17 protein-coding genes and 1 pseudogene are annotated in these 14,951 nt (G+C 44.4%); 17 read left to right on the top strand and 1 reads right to left on the bottom strand.

Annotated features, from left to right (window positions below; translation table 11 throughout):
- Positions 1-121 precede the first annotated feature (121 nt).
- The 17 genes from ABID29_RS01745 to ABID29_RS01665 all read left to right on the top strand — a co-directional run bounded on the left by ABID29_RS01745 (position 122) and on the right by ABID29_RS01665 (position 14,792).
- Positions 122-448 (top strand): DUF2200 domain-containing protein, encoded by a 327-nt coding sequence (locus tag ABID29_RS01745; RefSeq protein ID WP_354363980.1) that lies wholly within the window; start codon positions 122-124, stop codon positions 446-448.
- The gene (locus ABID29_RS01740; RefSeq protein WP_354363978.1) at positions 448-1,743 is read left to right on the top strand and encodes a bifunctional folylpolyglutamate synthase/dihydrofolate synthase; all 1,296 of its coding nucleotides are present in this window, start codon (positions 448-450) and stop codon (positions 1,741-1,743) included. The genes ABID29_RS01745 and ABID29_RS01740 overlap by 1 nt, the downstream gene beginning before the upstream one ends.
- Positions 1,740-2,303 carry a GTP cyclohydrolase I FolE gene (folE, locus tag ABID29_RS01735; RefSeq protein ID WP_354363976.1) on the top strand — a complete coding sequence of 188 codons (564 nt, stop codon included), beginning with the start codon at positions 1,740-1,742 and terminating at the stop codon, positions 2,301-2,303. The genes ABID29_RS01740 and folE overlap by 4 nt, the downstream gene beginning before the upstream one ends.
- A gap of 1 nt (position 2,304) precedes the next feature.
- Positions 2,305-3,105 (top strand): dihydropteroate synthase, encoded by an 801-nt coding sequence (folP, locus tag ABID29_RS01730; protein ID WP_354363974.1) that lies wholly within the window; start codon positions 2,305-2,307, stop codon positions 3,103-3,105.
- A gap of 2 nt (positions 3,106-3,107) precedes the next feature.
- On the top strand, positions 3,108-3,467 hold the full coding sequence (gene folB / locus ABID29_RS01725; protein ID WP_354363972.1) for a dihydroneopterin aldolase: 360 nt from the start codon (positions 3,108-3,110) through the stop codon (positions 3,465-3,467).
- Positions 3,464-3,949 (top strand): 2-amino-4-hydroxy-6-hydroxymethyldihydropteridine diphosphokinase, encoded by a 486-nt coding sequence (gene folK / locus ABID29_RS01720; protein ID WP_354363970.1) that lies wholly within the window; start codon positions 3,464-3,466, stop codon positions 3,947-3,949. The genes folB and folK overlap by 4 nt, the downstream gene beginning before the upstream one ends.
- A 652-nt stretch (positions 3,950-4,601) precedes the next feature.
- Positions 4,602-6,380, top strand: a complete 1,779-nt coding sequence (locus ABID29_RS01715) for an MSCRAMM family protein (protein WP_354363968.1) — start codon at positions 4,602-4,604, stop codon at positions 6,378-6,380.
- A gap of 307 nt (positions 6,381-6,687) precedes the next feature.
- Positions 6,688-7,359: a ribose-5-phosphate isomerase RpiA gene (gene rpiA / locus ABID29_RS01710; RefSeq protein WP_354363966.1), complete on the top strand. Its 672-nt coding sequence runs from the start codon at positions 6,688-6,690 to the stop codon at positions 7,357-7,359.
- Between the two features lie 61 nt (positions 7,360-7,420).
- A complete protein-coding gene (locus ABID29_RS01705; protein ID WP_354363964.1) occupies positions 7,421-8,632 on the top strand; it encodes a phosphopentomutase in 1,212 nt (403 codons plus the stop codon).
- 165 nt (positions 8,633-8,797) lie between these two features.
- Positions 8,798-9,145, top strand: a complete 348-nt coding sequence (locus tag ABID29_RS01700) for an arsenate reductase family protein (protein ID WP_354363962.1) — start codon at positions 8,798-8,800, stop codon at positions 9,143-9,145.
- Positions 9,146-9,277: 132 nt separating this feature from the next.
- The gene (locus tag ABID29_RS01695) at positions 9,278-9,628 is read left to right on the top strand and encodes an alpha/beta fold hydrolase (RefSeq protein ID WP_354364138.1); all 351 of its coding nucleotides are present in this window, start codon (positions 9,278-9,280) and stop codon (positions 9,626-9,628) included.
- Between the two features lie 330 nt (positions 9,629-9,958).
- On the top strand, positions 9,959-10,519 hold the full coding sequence (locus ABID29_RS01690) for a nucleotidyltransferase family protein (RefSeq protein ID WP_354363960.1): 561 nt from the start codon (positions 9,959-9,961) through the stop codon (positions 10,517-10,519).
- Between the two features lie 13 nt (positions 10,520-10,532).
- Positions 10,533-11,342: a purine-nucleoside phosphorylase gene (locus ABID29_RS01685; protein ID WP_354363958.1), complete on the top strand. Its 810-nt coding sequence runs from the start codon at positions 10,533-10,535 to the stop codon at positions 11,340-11,342.
- A 359-nt stretch (positions 11,343-11,701) separates the two neighbouring features.
- Complete coding sequence (locus tag ABID29_RS01680) at positions 11,702-11,860, top strand: hypothetical protein (protein WP_354363956.1); 159 nt, start codon at positions 11,702-11,704, stop codon at positions 11,858-11,860.
- A gap of 369 nt (positions 11,861-12,229) precedes the next feature.
- On the top strand, positions 12,230-12,937 hold the full coding sequence (deoD, locus tag ABID29_RS01675; RefSeq protein WP_354363954.1) for a purine-nucleoside phosphorylase: 708 nt from the start codon (positions 12,230-12,232) through the stop codon (positions 12,935-12,937).
- Entirely contained in the window at positions 12,937-13,707 is a 771-nt protein-coding gene (locus tag ABID29_RS01670) for a hypothetical protein (protein ID WP_354363952.1), read from the top strand. Before deoD ends, ABID29_RS01670 begins: the two co-directional genes overlap by 1 nt.
- A gap of 152 nt (positions 13,708-13,859) precedes the next feature.
- Complete coding sequence (locus tag ABID29_RS01665; RefSeq protein ID WP_354363950.1) at positions 13,860-14,792, top strand: YitT family protein; 933 nt, start codon at positions 13,860-13,862, stop codon at positions 14,790-14,792.
- Here the strand turns inward: ABID29_RS01665 and ABID29_RS01660 are convergent.
- A pseudogene (locus ABID29_RS01660) lies at positions 14,726-14,951 on the bottom strand (IS5/IS1182 family transposase); the annotation flags it as partial. The gene ABID29_RS01665 and the pseudogene ABID29_RS01660 overlap by 67 nt on opposite strands.

Genomic DNA, 14,951 nt, shown 5'->3' with positions numbered 1-14,951 from the left:
GAAGCAAGAAAAGCGGTGAAAGACTGGCAAGTGTTTCGACTGAAAAAGTAAGCATAAAGCTTGCTTGGAGTGAGAGTCTTGTTTGACTCTATGGTATAATAGCCCTATGAAGATTTTTAAGATGTCATTTGCAAGTGTCTATCCCTTGTATCTCAAAAAAGTTGAGCGCAAGGGTCGATCTAAGGAAGAAGTAGATGCCTTAATTTTTTGGTTGACTGGCTATGATGAAGCAGGTTTAGAAAAGGTCTTGGAAGAAAAACTTAGCATGGCTGATTTTTTCCAACAAGCGCCAGCCTTCAATCCCAGTGCAGAACTGATTAAGGGAACCATTTGTGGCGTGCGCATCGAAGAAATCCAAGACCCCTTGATGCAGAAAATACGCTATCTGGATAAGATCATTGACGAGCTGGCACGGGGGAAGAGTTTGGATAAGATAAGGAGAGATTGATGGGGCAGAGTCAGCTCAATAAACCTGCTAGCTACGAAGAGTGTTTAGCATGGATTCACGGAAAATTAAAGTTTGGCATCAAGCCAGGGCTCAGACGAGTCGAGTGGCTCCTGGAACAATTGGACAATCCTCAAAATAAAATCAAGGGTGTCCATATTGTGGGCACTAATGGCAAAGGGTCTACAGTGGCAAACCTCCAGCATATCTTAACGGCGAGTGGCTACAAGGTCGGCTCTTTTACCTCCCCTTACATCGTCGATTTTAGGGAGAGAATATCCGTTGACGGCCAGATGATTGATCAGTCGGCTCTGGTGGGCTTGGTCAATCGTGTCTATTCGATCGTAGAGGCTTTGCCTGAAGCGACTGGCCTTGAACCTGCGACAGAGTTTGAAGTGATCACAGTCATGATGTTCCTCTATTTTGCAGAGGTTGAACCAGTTGATGTGGTACTAGTAGAAGCAGGTCTCGGTGGACGTCTGGATTCGACCAATGTTTTCAGGCCAATTTTGAGCATTTGCCCATCTATCGGCCTGGATCATCAGGCCATTCTTGGCGATACGCATGCGGCAATCGCTCGTGAAAAAGCAGGAGTCATCAAATCGGCTGTTCCCTTTTTGTTTGCCAGTGATCGTCAGGATGTGACGGCTGTTTTTGAAGAGGTTTGTCAGTCTGTTGGAGCCCCCCTTTATCAGGAAGGTGTAGATTTTTCTCTTGAGGCCGGGGATTACAAAGATAAGGAAGGCAATCATTTGTCAGGAATTGTTCCTGGTCTTCCTGGACGCCATCAAATCGTCAATGCCAGCCTCGCGATTAAAGCCTGTTTCTTACTGATGAAGAATTTTTCAAAACTCACAACGGAAACGATCAAGACAGGTTTGGCAACAAGTTCCTGGGTCGGGCGAACCGAACGTATAACGGACAATCTGATGTTAGATGGAGCCCACAATAATGAGTCTGTCAAAGCGCTTTGTGACTTACTCAGAGACCACTATGGCGATAAGCAGATTTCTATTTTGGTGGCTGCCATTGCTGGAAAACCGATTGAGTCTATGTTAGACCAGCTACAAGCCGTTGGGAAAGTAACGGTAACGACTTTTGATTATCCGACAGCGCTTGCTCTGTCAGATTATCCGTCGCAGCTGCCAAGAGTAGGTGATTTTAGGCAATGGCTGGCGCAGATGGAGCCTGCGTCATCTGGTAGCTTTTATGTGGTGACAGGATCCTTATACTTTATCTCACAGGTCCGTAGAAATTTCTTAGAAAACCAATATCAAATGAAAATGAGGAAAATATGACACAGACAGAACAAGTCGAAGCAGCAGTTCGCCAGCTTTTAGAAGCTTTGGGAGAAAATCCTGAGCGTGAAGGACTCCTTGATACGCCCAAACGGGTTGCCAAGATGTACCAAGAGATGTGGACTGGTCTGGATAAGGATCCCAAGGATGAATTTACCGCTGTTTTCTCAGAAGGGCATGAAGAGGTCGTTCTGGTCAAGGATATTCCCTTTTACTCTATGTGTGAACACCATCTGGTCCCCTTTTATGGAGTAGCCCATGTCGCCTATCTGCCAAGCGGTGGCAGGGTGACAGGTCTCAGCAAATTAGCCAGAGCTGTTGAAGTGGCTAGCAAACGTCCTCAGTTGCAGGAACGTTTGACAGCACAAGTCGCGACAGCCTTGGAAGAAGCCTTGTCTCCAGAAGGTGTCTTTGTCATGGTCGAAGCGGAGCATATGTGCATGACCATGCGTGGCATCAAAAAGCCTGGTGCCAAGACCGTCACAACGGTAGCCAAAGGGATTTTTAAGGAAAATATAAATCAAAGACGCGAAATCCTAGACATGATTCAAAGGGGGTAGTATGAGCATTCCAATCCAAGAACTCGCAAATCGAGTGAGTATTATGGGGATTCTTAACGTGACGCCAGATTCTTTCTCAGACGGTGGAAACTATGTCAATCTTGATAAGGCCTTGACTCAGGTCGAACAAATGCTGGCAGACGGGGCCAATGTCATTGATGTCGGAGGGGAGTCCACAAGACCTGGAGCAGCCTTTGTCTCAGTCGAGGAGGAGATTGCCCGTGTTGTGCCAGTTATCAGGGCGATTAAGGAACGGTTTGACTGTCTGGTGTCAATCGATAGCTACAAGACAGAAACGGTGAGGGCTGCCTTAGAAGCAGGAGCAGACATTATCAACGATGTTTGGGCAGGGCTTTACGATGGCCAGATGTTGGCTTTGGCAGCAGCATACGATGTCCCTATAATTCTTATGCACAACCAAACAGAGGAAACCTATGACGATGTTACAGCAGAAGTTTGTAATTTTCTAGCAGAGCGTGCTCAGGCAGCCTTAGATGCGGGCGTCAAGCCGGATAAAATCTGGTTGGATCCAGGCTTTGGTTTTGCCAAGAATCCTCAGCACAACATCGATCTGCTGAAGCGGTTGGATCAGGTTTGCCAGTTGGGCTATCCTGTTTTATTTGGCATTTCTAGAAAGCGGGTGGTTGACCACCTGTTAGGTGGGGGAACAAGTCCCTTGGAACGCGATCAGGCAACGGCAGCTTTATCAGCCCATGCTCTTGCTAAGGGCTGCCAGATGGTCAGGGTTCATCATGTCGCAGCTAACCGTGACGTGATTAGGGTTTTAGAACAGTTGAGGTGAAGATGGATAAGATTTTTTTGAAAGATTGTCGCTTTTATGGCTATCATGGTGCCCTTGCTGAGGAACAGGTGCTGGGACAGATTTTCGTGGTGGATTGCGAGCTAGAGGTTGATTTGCAGGCAGCGAGTCTGTCGGACCAATTGTCTGATACCGTTCATTACGGAATGGTTTTTGAGACGATTAAAAATCGGGTGGAGACGGAAAAATTCCAGCTCATTGAGCGCTTGGCTGGTGCTATCTGCCTGGATATTTTCGACCAGTATCCAGCTGTTTTAGGGATCCGTTTAACCATCAAAAAGGAAAACCCGCCGATTGCTGGCCACTATGCTCATGTCGGAATCACTTTGGAGCGTCGTAGATGAGTCAGGTATTTTTAAGTTTGGGTAGTAACATGGGGAATCGGGCCAATTATTTAGAACAGGCGGTTCAAGGATTGAAAGATCTGCCAGCTACCCACTTGCTGGCTGTTTCTCCCTTATACGAGACCAGCGCGTGGGGCAAGACGGATCAGGCTGATTTTCTCAACCTTTGCCTCAGTGTTGACACAGGGCTCTCGCCACAGGACTTGCTTCGTCATACCCAGGCTTTGGAGTTATCGTTGGGGCGAGAACGCCATGAGCACTGGGGGCCGCGTACGGTGGACATTGATATTCTGCTCTATGGTCATGAAGTGATTCGAGAGCCACATCTGACCATTCCGCACCCCTTGATGCAGGAGCGTGCCTTTGTCCTGGTCCCTTTGGCTGATATTGCACCAAGCTTTCAGCACCCTATTTTTATGAAAAGCATAGCAGAGCTCCTAGAGGAAGTAGATGCTGAGGGAGTTAGACTAGTCAGTGACTAGGGTTATTGCCTAGTGATCTGCTTTTGAAGATTATAGCTGGTTGGTCAGGAAATTAAAAAGCTTTGAGCAGTGAAAAGATCTCTCGCTTTCGCATTTCAAGATCTCAGCTGAAGCGGCATTGCCAGCGGATCCCCAAAATGTCTGTCAATTAGTTGCTGTTACAAGAGTGAGCAAGAAGGAGAGCGAGACAGAAATCGGTTATTTGTGAGAATTCGATTTTCCTCACTTTCCTAATTTTTAAGCTTCGGGTTAAAAGGAGCGGGAAAGAACTCCGGCAATGGAAAAAGAGTTCGCCTTCGTTAGCTTATTTCAAGGTTCAGACCTAAAACTGTCCGCTGGACAGTTTCACTCCCACCTCGCACAAGTTGATTAGGTCAATGTTGGAGCCTAGCCAATAAAACGTTAGTTTCAATAGAGAAAGCTTGTTGCCAGGCCATTTCACTCTCAGGACTGAACTCTGAAAAACGAAAGTAAAACCAAGACTCTTTCGTTTGCTGGAGTTCGGTCCTCTTTTTTTGTGTCCAAATGATCATATAATTTTTTCCTTTATTCTAGAGTTTTTTAAAATTTTTTCAAAAAATAATTGACCGGTTAACCAAATGATGGTAAAATAATTTAACTAGTTAACTAAATTCAGAAAGGATTTTTTAGAATGACAACCTCTAACAGAATTAGATTATTGACAGTTGCAGCCTTAGCAACAGTGACTTTAGTGGGAGCTGAAACAGAGCCTACGGTTTTTGCCCACACACATACAGCAGTTACTGCTGAGCAGGGAAATTTCAGCTTTACAGCTATCGTTTTAGGTGAAAATGGTAAGACTTTGGCTAACAAGACAGTCAGTCTGACCCCAACTACTGGAAATGGGCAAAGCCTCTCAGCACAAACAGATGATAAAGGCATGGCCGTATTTTCTAGTCTACCTCTCAATATTAACTACAGCGTTAGTGTGAATGGCGTAGACAAAGGTTACACTATTAGAAGTGGGGTAGCTGGTGAAGCGATGGTGGCTCGTTTTACGTTACCTGAGGATGGTATAGACACTCCAAACTACAGTACACAAAAAATGATGATAAAGGTAGTAGATGAGGAAGCAGAAGGTTTAGCTGGGCAAACCGTTGAGGTAAAAGATCCTACCGGGCAAGTTGTAGGACATGCGGTAACACAAGCAAATGGTCAGGTGACGTTTGCTGACAACCTGATTGACGGAACCTTCTATGATATTTTCGTTAATGGCAAAGCGAAAACTAAACTTCGACCTGGACAAGATGGTGTCGCTTTTTTAGAAAGTAGTGAGATTGTTAAGCCGACTACTGTAGCGCCTACACCAGTTGATGAATTAGAAGCTAAACGCGCTTATGTGGCTAAAGGCGCAGGAGTTGACTTGGATAAGGTTACGGTACTGGATACACCTAAAGGCAAGGCTTTGATGTACCCACATGATGATCATCACCATGTTATTTTAGTGGCAGATATTGATGTGACCAAGCCTTTTAACGATGGTCATCACCATCATGAACATGAGCATGATGCATCACCTGTATCTGGTCAATTCACCTTTGTAGCGACTGTTGTTGACCAATCAGGTAACGCCCTGCCTAACCGTGTTGTGAAATTGATTGATATTACGACTGGCGAAGGCAATGAGGTCGCTACAGCCAAAACAGATGAGAATGGTCGCGCTGTTTTAACCGGTTTGCCTTTGCTCAGAAGTCTAAGCGTGCTGGTGGACGGGAAGTCTCAAGGGCATACCGTTCGAACTGGTCAAGATGGCGATGAACGCTTCGGAGCTTTCATCGTTGATGGAGTAGGAACAAGTAAGCCAGTCGACAGCAAGCAAGTCTTGACTGTTCAGGTGCGTGATGAAGAAGCAGTAGGGTTGGCTGATCAGACAGTTACTCTCAAAGATAAAAACGGGCGCTTGATTGCTGAAGCAAAAACTGACAAAGATGGTCGAGTCGCCTTTGATAGCCATTTAATTGATGGCATGTTCTATGATATTTTGGTCAATGGCAAATCGTTAGCTAATGCATTTCCAGGGCAAGAAATCTCTGTTGCTCTGTCGAGGGATCAAATCGTGAAGCCGTCAGTCAAAAAACAAGATGGTGAACCAAGTCCTAAAAAGACAGATAAGTCAAAAACTCCTATGGATACTTCTAAAAATCAAGAAGAAAAGAAATCAAAACAGAATGGCTCTGATCAGACCAAGAAGCCCAAAGAAACAACGAAGCCAACACAATCTAAGGAACCTGACAATCAGTTAGTCAATCAAAAGCAACATTCGAAGTCTGCTCAAACAATGACTGCAGCTTCAAGTGCTAAAAACTTGCCTAAGACAGGAGATGTCAGAGGAATCCCAGCTCTTATCACAGGTATTTTACTCTCCTGCCTAGCTTTAATTGGTCTGGCTTTGAAAAAGTCATCCCACTAACATCTAAGAAGATGAAGCGATTAAACCATTAGAATAGATGATAAAATACCTTGACGAAACGGACGAATGATCATTAGTAGCGTTGAACTAATCATCATTCGCTCGTTTTTTATTTTGATCCATGAAGGTAATGTGTCACAGAACATTGCCTTGTGCTCTTGAATGTTTTGGACGAGTACGGTAAAGTAGAGTAGATGTTGCTGATCCCGGGGAGCCTGAATATCCGAGTTATTCCGCCAATAGTTAGCGCTGTCAAAAGTTCGGAAAAAATGATATAATGATAAATATATCAAAGATGGAGGTTAAAATGACAGCTTTTAAAGAATTAGTCGGCATTGAAGCAGCTAAATATGTCCAAGATGGCATGATTGTTGGTCTTGGAACTGGCTCTACAGCTTATTATTTTGTCGAAGAGTTGGGGCGCAGGATTAGAGATGAAGGACTAAAAATCACTGCAGTGACAACATCCAGCGTGACTAGTGATCATGCAAAACGTCTAGGTATACCGCTTAAGAATATCGGAGAAATAGAGGCCGTTGATCTGACCGTTGATGGAGCAGATGAGGTGGATCCTTATTTTAATGGTATCAAAGGTGGAGGTGGCGCCCTTCTCATGGAAAAGGTCGTAGCTACTTATACCCAAAAATATATTTGGATTGTGGATGAGAGCAAGTTGGTTGACCAGTTGGGTGCTTTTAAACTCCCTGTTGAAGTCGTCCAGTACGGGGCTGAAAATCTCTTCCTCCATTTTGAAAACAAAGGCTATAGCCCGTCTTTTCGTATGAAGGATAATAGCCGTTACATCACTGACATGGGCAATTTTATTATTGATCTGGATTTAAAGAAGATTGATAATCCCAAAGCTTTGGCTCAGGAATTAGATGCGACCGTTGGTGTCGTTGAACACGGTCTATTCAACGGGATGGTTAACAAGGTTATTGTCGGCGGACTAGAGGGTGTTCGTACTTTGGAAGTTTAAATTTCTTAAAAAATTATAGGTTTTGGGTGTCAACCGTAACCACCCTAGATTAGGAGAAATAATGTCAACATTTGATCGGATTCACGTCATCGTTATGGATTCAGTGGGGATTGGAGCCCAGCCAGACGCTGTCAATTTTTACAATGCAGGAGAAGACGATAGTAAGTCAGATACCCTGGGCCACATCGCAGAAGTATCAGGTCTAAAACTGCCAAACATGACCAAGCTTGGCTTGGGCAATATTCCTCGTGAGACACCACTTAAAGGCATTGAGAGAGAGGAAAATACAACCGGTTATGTGACCAAACTGGAAGAAGTCTCTCTTGGAAAAGACACCATGACAGGCCACTGGGAAATCATGGGCCTTAACATCACTGAGCCCTTTGATACCTTCTGGGATGGTTTCCCAGAGGAAATCTTGACCAAGATTGAAGAGTTCTCAGGCCGTAAAATCATCCGTGAAGCCAACAAGCCTTATTCTGGCACAGCGGTTATTGATGATTTTGGTCCTCGACAGATGGAGACGGGCGAGCTGATTGTCTATACTTCAGCTGATCCAGTGCTGCAAATCGCTGCCCACGAGGACATCATTCCTCTGGAAGAACTTTATAAGATTTGTGAGTATGCTCGTTCCATTACTCTGGAGCGTCCAGCCCTGCTTGGTCGGATCATTGCCCGCCCTTATGTGGGTGAGCCAGGCAACTTTAGCCGCACCAGCAACCGTCACGACTATGCGACCTCACCGTTTGAGCCAACCGTCCTCGACAAGCTCAACGAGGCTGGCATTGACACCTATGCTGTCGGCAAGATTAACGACATCTTCAACGGTGCAGGCATTAACAAGGACCAAGGTCACACCAAGGACAACATGCACGGGGTGGATGTCTTGCTAGAAACCCTGAAAAAACCAGAGTTTGTCAAAGGGCTGTCCTTCACTAACTTGGTGGACTTTGACGCCGTTTACGGCCACCGCCGCAACCCAGATGGCTACCGTGACTGCTTGGAAGAGTTTGATGCCCGTCTGCCAGAGATTTTTGATGCCATGGGTGACAAGGACTTGCTCCTTATCACGGCTGACCACGGCAACGACCCGACCTATGCAGGAACAGACCACACCCGTGAGTATGTGCCACTCCTGGCTTACAGCCCAAGCTTTAAGGGGGCAGGTGTCCTGCCAGTAGGCCACTTTGCTGACATTTCAGCCACCATCGCTGACAACTTCGGCGTGGACAAGGCCATGATTGGGGAGAGCTTCTTGGCGGAGTTGGTGTAAAATGGCAAAGGGAGCAGTACAGAAATCGCTCAGGTAGAGCGTCCGATTTTGTCGTACTGCCCCCGCACAGTTGAGTAGGTTTCTCACAGCCATTTGGCGAAGAGAAGCCACTCAACCACTGCGTCTGAATGAGCAGTCTATTTTTGCTAAATTAGGGGAAAAGAGATGAAACAAGTAACCATCTACCACAACCAGTCCTGCAGCAAGTCTCTCAAGGTCTTAGAACTTTTGACCGAGGCAGGCTACGAGCCAGAAGTTATCAACTACCTGACCGACCCACCCGGTCTTGACCAGCTGAAAGCCCTTGGCCTACCCGCCAAGGACTTGATTCGCCAGACGGATCCGCTTTATGCAGAACTGGGGTTGCCAGACGGCCTAGAAGACCAGGCTATCTACGAGACCCTGGTCAAGTACCCAGCCCTCATTCAACGGCCTATTGTGGTTACAGGAAGTCAAGCGCTGATTTGCCGACCTCCTGAGCGGGTTTGGGAGTTGGTAGCTCCACATGTTTAAGATTGAGAAAGCATCGGTTGCTGTTGGACATTCCAGTATGGATTACCTTGCATTTGGTAAGGGCAAGTCTCCACTAGTGATTATTCAGGGACTTAGTCCAAATCGTGTTCATGATCAAGCCGTTCAACTTGTATATTCGTTGCGACAATTTCCCGTCATTATCGTGTCTATCTGTTTGATCGCAAAGATGAGATAGAGAGTGGTTATAGTATTGATCATATGGCTGACGATTTAGCACTTGCAATGAAGCGACTTGGTTTAAGCAAGGTTCATATGATCGCCGTCTCTCAAGGCGGGATGATTGCGCAGGTTTTAGCAAAGAGGTATCCAGAACTAGTTAGTCGGCTAGCCCTTGTGACAATGGCCGACAAGGTTAATGATACGATGAAGCAAACAGTAGAAGGTTGGATAAATTTAGCCGAATTGGGAAGAAACAAAGAGCTCTTTTTAGACATGATGGCCAAAACTTTTTCGGATTCTTAACTGAAAAAGTACCGCTGGCTCTTAGCTCTTTTAGCGAGCCGATTTCAATTAAAAGATCCGAAACGTTTATATATCTGTGCCAATCCCTACTAAATTTTGACAATTCATCACATTTAATTGCCATTTCTTGCCCTGTATTTGTTAGTGGTGGGAATGCTGACAAGGTTATAGGGGCAAGAACTTCCACAGAAGTAGCCAAAAAACTAGATTGTCCACATTATCATTACGACCAATTTGGTCACGGTCTCTACCTCGAAGCAAAAGATTTTAATCGTCGAATCTTATCTTTCTTACATCAGCAGAAAGAAATATTATCATAAAGGAGTAGCCATGCTGGAAAAAGTTGAACGCTTGATTGATGAGATTAACAAACTCCACCTGCAATACTCAAAAGATTATTTTGAAACAGGTAAGGTAGAGAAGGTCAATCTCAAACACACTTTTGCCAAAGTACCCACTCAGCATATCCTGTCCTACCGTCTCAACCTACATGAGTCCATCAACGATTACCTGATGCGGTCGGATACCAAGGATATCACCTTTTACTACCGTGTCAAGACCGCAGAATCAATCTTGGACAAGATTGCCCGTTTTCAGCAACGGGCAGAAGGTTATCCTGTCAACTCGATTTTAAATGATATTTTTGGGGTTCGGATGATTCTGAACTCGGAGGAAATCAGTCTGGTCATGGAGCGATTAGACGACTGGCAGGAGAAATTCGGACTCAAAAATTGGTATTTACGTGACAAGGATGAATACACAGGCATCCATATCTACTTTAAGAACAAGAATAACTTCTATTATCCTTGGGAATTGCAGCTTTGGGACGAGAAAGATTTGGAGCGAAATATCGCGAGTCATATAAAATATAAGAGACATTTTGTTAACTAAGAAAGGAAATCCTATGTTATTACTTGAAAACATCCGTGAAACGCAAGCCTTTTTGGAAGAAAAAGGTATGGTCAAACCTGAATTTGGTCTCATCTTGGGATCAGGTTTGGGGGAATTGGCCGAAGAAATCGAAAACGCCATCATTCTCGACTATGCTGACATCCCTCACTGGGGGCAGTCGCACGTGGTCGGCCACGCCGGCAAGTTGGTCTACGGTGATTTGTCTGGTCGCAAGGTTCTGGCCTTGCAAGGGCGTTTTCACTTCTATGAAGGCAATCCGATGGAGACTGTCACATTTCCAGTCCGTGTCATGAAGGCCTTGGGTTGCCACAGTGTGGTCGTGACCAACGCGGCTGGTGGAATTAACTATGGCCCAGGAACGCTTATGCTGATCAATGACCATATCAACTTCACAGGGACCAATCCATTGATTGGTGCCAACCTTGATGAATTTGGGCCACGCTTCCCAGATATGTCCAATGCCTACACCAAAGACTACCAAGAAGTAGCGCATCACGTAGCGAAAGATCTTGGTATTGACTTGAAAGAGGGAGTCTATCTCGGTTGTTCAGGTCCGACCTATGAAACCCCAGCTGAAATCCGTGCCTTCAAGACCTTGGGAGCAGATGCTGTCGGCATGTCCACTGTACCAGAAGTCATCATCGCAGCACACTCAGGTCTCAAGGTCCTTGGTATCTCAGCCATCACCAACCATGCGGCAGGCTTCCAAGAAGAACTCAATCACGAAGAAGTGGTTGAAGTGACCCAAAAAATCAAGGGCAACTTCAAGGGCTTGATTAAGGCGATTTTGGCGGTCTTGTAAATTCCTGACAAACGAAGGAGTATTTCTATGAAAAACTATCTTACCTAGATCTTTACTATTTTGGCAGCGGTCAGTTTTCTGTTAGCTTTTCAAGTTGCAGGAAATATGGGATAATTTTTTCTTAGATTGCTCTTTGGACTATTCTTCTTATCCCTAACGATTTCTACTAAAAAGAAGAGCTGAAGCTTTGGGTAACGATGAGCTAATCATGAACGGGGGAACACAATGAAAAAACATCAAAATTGGACTTTATCCATGGCGTTCTGGAGCGGATTTAGGTCTGATGTTGTCAGGATTTTCACTTGTCCTGTTGGTCATTGGATTTTCAACATCAGGTGATTGAGGAAAGGATAATAGATATGAGTAACTATCAAAAATGGATGCTAGCAGGGATTATCCTGCAAGTGATTGGAGCAATCATCTTATCTCTATTGGGCAATAAGGTCGCCCCACTCTTGTTTGTCGCAGCTGCTATTTGTTTTGTCAGCTTGTTGGCTGAAATAAAAGAGAAAAAATAGGGTCTAATCCAGTAATTCCTTGCCATATTGGCTATATTGTAAAAAAGAAAGGAATAGGCCGTCCTGTTCAAGATATTTGAACACGGGCTAACTAACCTTTCGCGCAAGATTCAAAACAACTTTAAAGAAAGGAAGGAGAGTTTGTTCATTTGATGTGAACATGGGTGGAACATTCGAAAAATGACTGTCAATCTCTTGTTACTTTCTGTAAAAAATAATTAAAATTAAGAAAGGAATGGGCTTCGTGTTCAAGGGATTTGAACACGGGCTACGGACGGTGCCAAAAAGACAAACATGACCTAGACGCGAGCGTCGTCGGTCCGTTTCCTATTTTGCTTTTGTCCGTTTAACGCCCTTTGTATCATTATTATGTCAATCCACATTTCTGCTAAACCTGGCGATATCGCTGATAAAATTTTGCTTCCTGGTGACCCTTTGCGTGCCAAGTTCATTGCGGAGAATTTTCTTGAAGATGCTGTTTGCTTCAATGAAGTCCGCAACATGTTTGGTTACACTGGGACTTATAAGGGGCAACGTGTGTCTGTTATGGGAACAGGTATGGGCTTGCCGTCCATCTCCATTTATGCGAATGAACTCATCACCCAGTATGGGGTGAAAAAATTAATTCGTGTCGGGACTGCAGGTTCTCTAAATAAGGACGTGCATGTGCGCGAGTTGGTCTTGGCCCAGGCAGCCGCAACCAACTCAAACATCATTCGTAATGACTGGCCTGGTTTTGATTTCCCGCAAATTGCAGATTTTGAACTTTTGGACAAAGCCTATCATATTGCCAAGGGCATGGGCTTAACAACCCACGTTGGCAACGTCCTATCTTCAGATGTCTTCTATTCGAAACACGGTCAGACTCATCTGGAACTTGGAAAGATGAATGTCTACGCCGTTGAAATGGAAGCTGCAGCCCTTTACTATCTGGCTGCTCAACATGGCGTACAGGCTCTAGGAATTATGACCATCTCTGATAGTTTGGTCAATCCAGAAGAAGACACAACAGCTGAAGAACGCCAAAATACCTTTACCGATATGATGAAGGTCGGCCTTGAGACCCTGATTGATTAATGAATACCAGTGAAAAAAATACTCTGGCACTTTTGATTCAGCTTTATGAGTACGATGTCGCCTATCAATTTGCGAGTAAAGTCGCTCAGACCCCAAAAGAATTGCTGGACGAGCTCTATGTCTTGAAGGAACGGCTGGAACTCAATATTGAGCCTGCTCTAAAAAGTGGTCAAGTCATGAATCAAGGAGCTGCCGAGGAGCAGATCGCTAATTACCTTTTAGATCTTGAAGCTAAACTTAAGAAGGGGCAGATTATCGACTTTGTTAGAGCCGTTTCTCCCATTATTTATCGGCTTTTCATGCGCCTCTTATCATCAAAAGTTCCAGATATAAAGACCTATATCTTAGATAATAAGGACGATCGCTACGATGTTTGGAAGCGAGAAGTGCTCGCACAATCTTCCCATCCGGTCTTACGTGATTTCAAAACAGGACCTGGTGTGACATCCAGCAGTTTAGCACGGTTAATCTTGTTGCTCGATTTCTCGGAACCAATTAAAGATGCGGTTGCTAACCTGCGAGAATTGGAGCGTTCAGTGCGTAATCCTCTGGCCCACCTGATTAGACCCTTTGATGAGGAAGAATTGAGGCGGACCACTAATTTCTCTTCTCAAACCTTCCTAAAAAAGTTAGTTGAATTAGCCAGATTGACTGGCATTGAGTACAGCAGACCTTTCTATTTTGATCAGCTTAATCAGCAATTGTTGTCGAGCTATCAGTTAAGTGAGTCAACATTGCCTATCCTCAATAAACCTCCTCGATCGGAGTAAAATAGAAAATGAAGGGAGTAGGAACAAAATCATCTATTCTATAAAATTTGATTTTGTCTCTACTCCCAATTATTTTTTTGGATGACATAGTTTTTCTGTTTCCTCAAATGTCTGATCTTATGGTATAATGTTATCCTGTGAAAGGATGACTTATGATTGCAAAAGTAAAACAAGTATTTGACATGACGCTAATGGACTTTTTGGGTTCAATTTTCTTTATTACCTTAGGCTCTGCCTTATATGCTGTGTCAGTCAATAGCCTCATTGTTCCAAATGATTTTGGGAGTGGTGGAGTAACAGGTCTTTCCATCCTGCTTTATTATGTCTTTAAGGTTAGAATTGGGACCATGAACTTTATCATCAATGGGATACTATTGATTTTAGGGTGGCGTTTTTTGGAAAAGAGGACCCTTTTATTTACCAGTTACGCCATGACTATGTTGAGTCTGTTTATGAATACCCTCAAGACACCCGCCTTTCATTCAGACAATATCCTTGTGGTTGCTGTTGCAGGAGGTGTTTTAGCGGGCATCGCTCTAGGATTCATTCTCCGTGGAAATGGGACATCAGCTGGAACGGATATCATTGCCATGATGATGCGAAAATACCTGGGCATTAGCTTTGCTGGTGGGCTCATGCTGTGTGACTTCATCATCCTCTCAGCTTCGACCTACATCATTGGGCTAGAGCGACTGATTGTGACCTTGATTATGGTCTTTATCCTAAGCAAAACCTTGGAATATATGACAGAAGGTCTCAACCCAAGAAAATCCGTCATGATTATTTCTAATCATCATGAGCAAATCGCTTCAGAAATTGCTTCAACGATTGACCGAGGAATCACAGTTTTTCATGCTCATGGCCACTATTCTCAGTCAGAGAAGAAGGTGCTCTATGTCGTGGTTAACAATAACCAGATTATCCACCTGCAAAAATTGGTCAATCAAATTGATTCAACTGCTTTTGTAACGGTATCAGATGTGCGCCAGGTGCTGGGAGAAGGTTTCTCCATGTACAGCTATGCTGATCGAAAACGTAAAATTAAAAAAGTGAAAGAGGCCGGGCAAAAACTAGTTTCAAAATAAAACCACGCAGTGATTTCTGTCTTGAAAACAATCAAGATGAAAGAATCACTGTGTGGTTTTTGAATTTTTGAAGTTTTTGAGCCTAGATTCTTGGCCAATTTTGTGAGATTCATGCTCATGAAGAGGAATCCGACTTCTGTCTGAACAGCTTGATTGCCT

The sequence above is a fragment of the Streptococcus rupicaprae genome (assembly GCF_040545225.1).
GTDB lineage: Bacteria > Bacillota > Bacilli > Lactobacillales > Streptococcaceae > Streptococcus > Streptococcus rupicaprae.
Note: the sequence above shows the minus strand (reverse complement) of the source record. Positions and strands in the feature narration are given on the sequence as shown.

Excerpts from the sequence above, each read along its gene's own strand:
- ABID29_RS01715 (WP_354363968.1), top strand. The coding sequence starts at position 4,602 with ATGACAACCTCTAACAGAATTAGATTATTGACAGTTGCAGCCTTAGCA.
- ABID29_RS01690 (WP_354363960.1), top strand. The coding sequence starts at position 9,959 with ATGCTGGAAAAAGTTGAACGCTTGATTGATGAGATTAACAAACTCCAC.
- ABID29_RS01705 (WP_354363964.1), top strand. The coding sequence starts at position 7,421 with ATGTCAACATTTGATCGGATTCACGTCATCGTTATGGATTCAGTGGGG.
- folP (WP_354363974.1), top strand. The coding sequence starts at position 2,305 with ATGAGCATTCCAATCCAAGAACTCGCAAATCGAGTGAGTATTATGGGG.
- folE (WP_354363976.1), top strand. The coding sequence starts at position 1,740 with ATGACACAGACAGAACAAGTCGAAGCAGCAGTTCGCCAGCTTTTAGAA.
- folK (WP_354363970.1), top strand. The coding sequence starts at position 3,464 with ATGAGTCAGGTATTTTTAAGTTTGGGTAGTAACATGGGGAATCGGGCC.
- ABID29_RS01740 (WP_354363978.1), top strand. The coding sequence starts at position 448 with ATGGGGCAGAGTCAGCTCAATAAACCTGCTAGCTACGAAGAGTGTTTA.
- ABID29_RS01665 (WP_354363950.1), top strand. The coding sequence starts at position 13,860 with ATGATTGCAAAAGTAAAACAAGTATTTGACATGACGCTAATGGACTTT.
- ABID29_RS01670 (WP_354363952.1), top strand. The coding sequence starts at position 12,937 with ATGAATACCAGTGAAAAAAATACTCTGGCACTTTTGATTCAGCTTTAT.
- rpiA (WP_354363966.1), top strand. The coding sequence starts at position 6,688 with ATGACAGCTTTTAAAGAATTAGTCGGCATTGAAGCAGCTAAATATGTC.
- ABID29_RS01685 (WP_354363958.1), top strand. The coding sequence starts at position 10,533 with ATGTTATTACTTGAAAACATCCGTGAAACGCAAGCCTTTTTGGAAGAA.
- ABID29_RS01680 (WP_354363956.1), top strand. The coding sequence starts at position 11,702 with ATGAGTAACTATCAAAAATGGATGCTAGCAGGGATTATCCTGCAAGTG.
- deoD (WP_354363954.1), top strand. The coding sequence starts at position 12,230 with ATGTCAATCCACATTTCTGCTAAACCTGGCGATATCGCTGATAAAATT.
- ABID29_RS01700 (WP_354363962.1), top strand. The coding sequence starts at position 8,798 with ATGAAACAAGTAACCATCTACCACAACCAGTCCTGCAGCAAGTCTCTC.
- folB (WP_354363972.1), top strand. The coding sequence starts at position 3,108 with ATGGATAAGATTTTTTTGAAAGATTGTCGCTTTTATGGCTATCATGGT.
- ABID29_RS01745 (WP_354363980.1), top strand. The coding sequence starts at position 122 with ATGTCATTTGCAAGTGTCTATCCCTTGTATCTCAAAAAAGTTGAGCGC.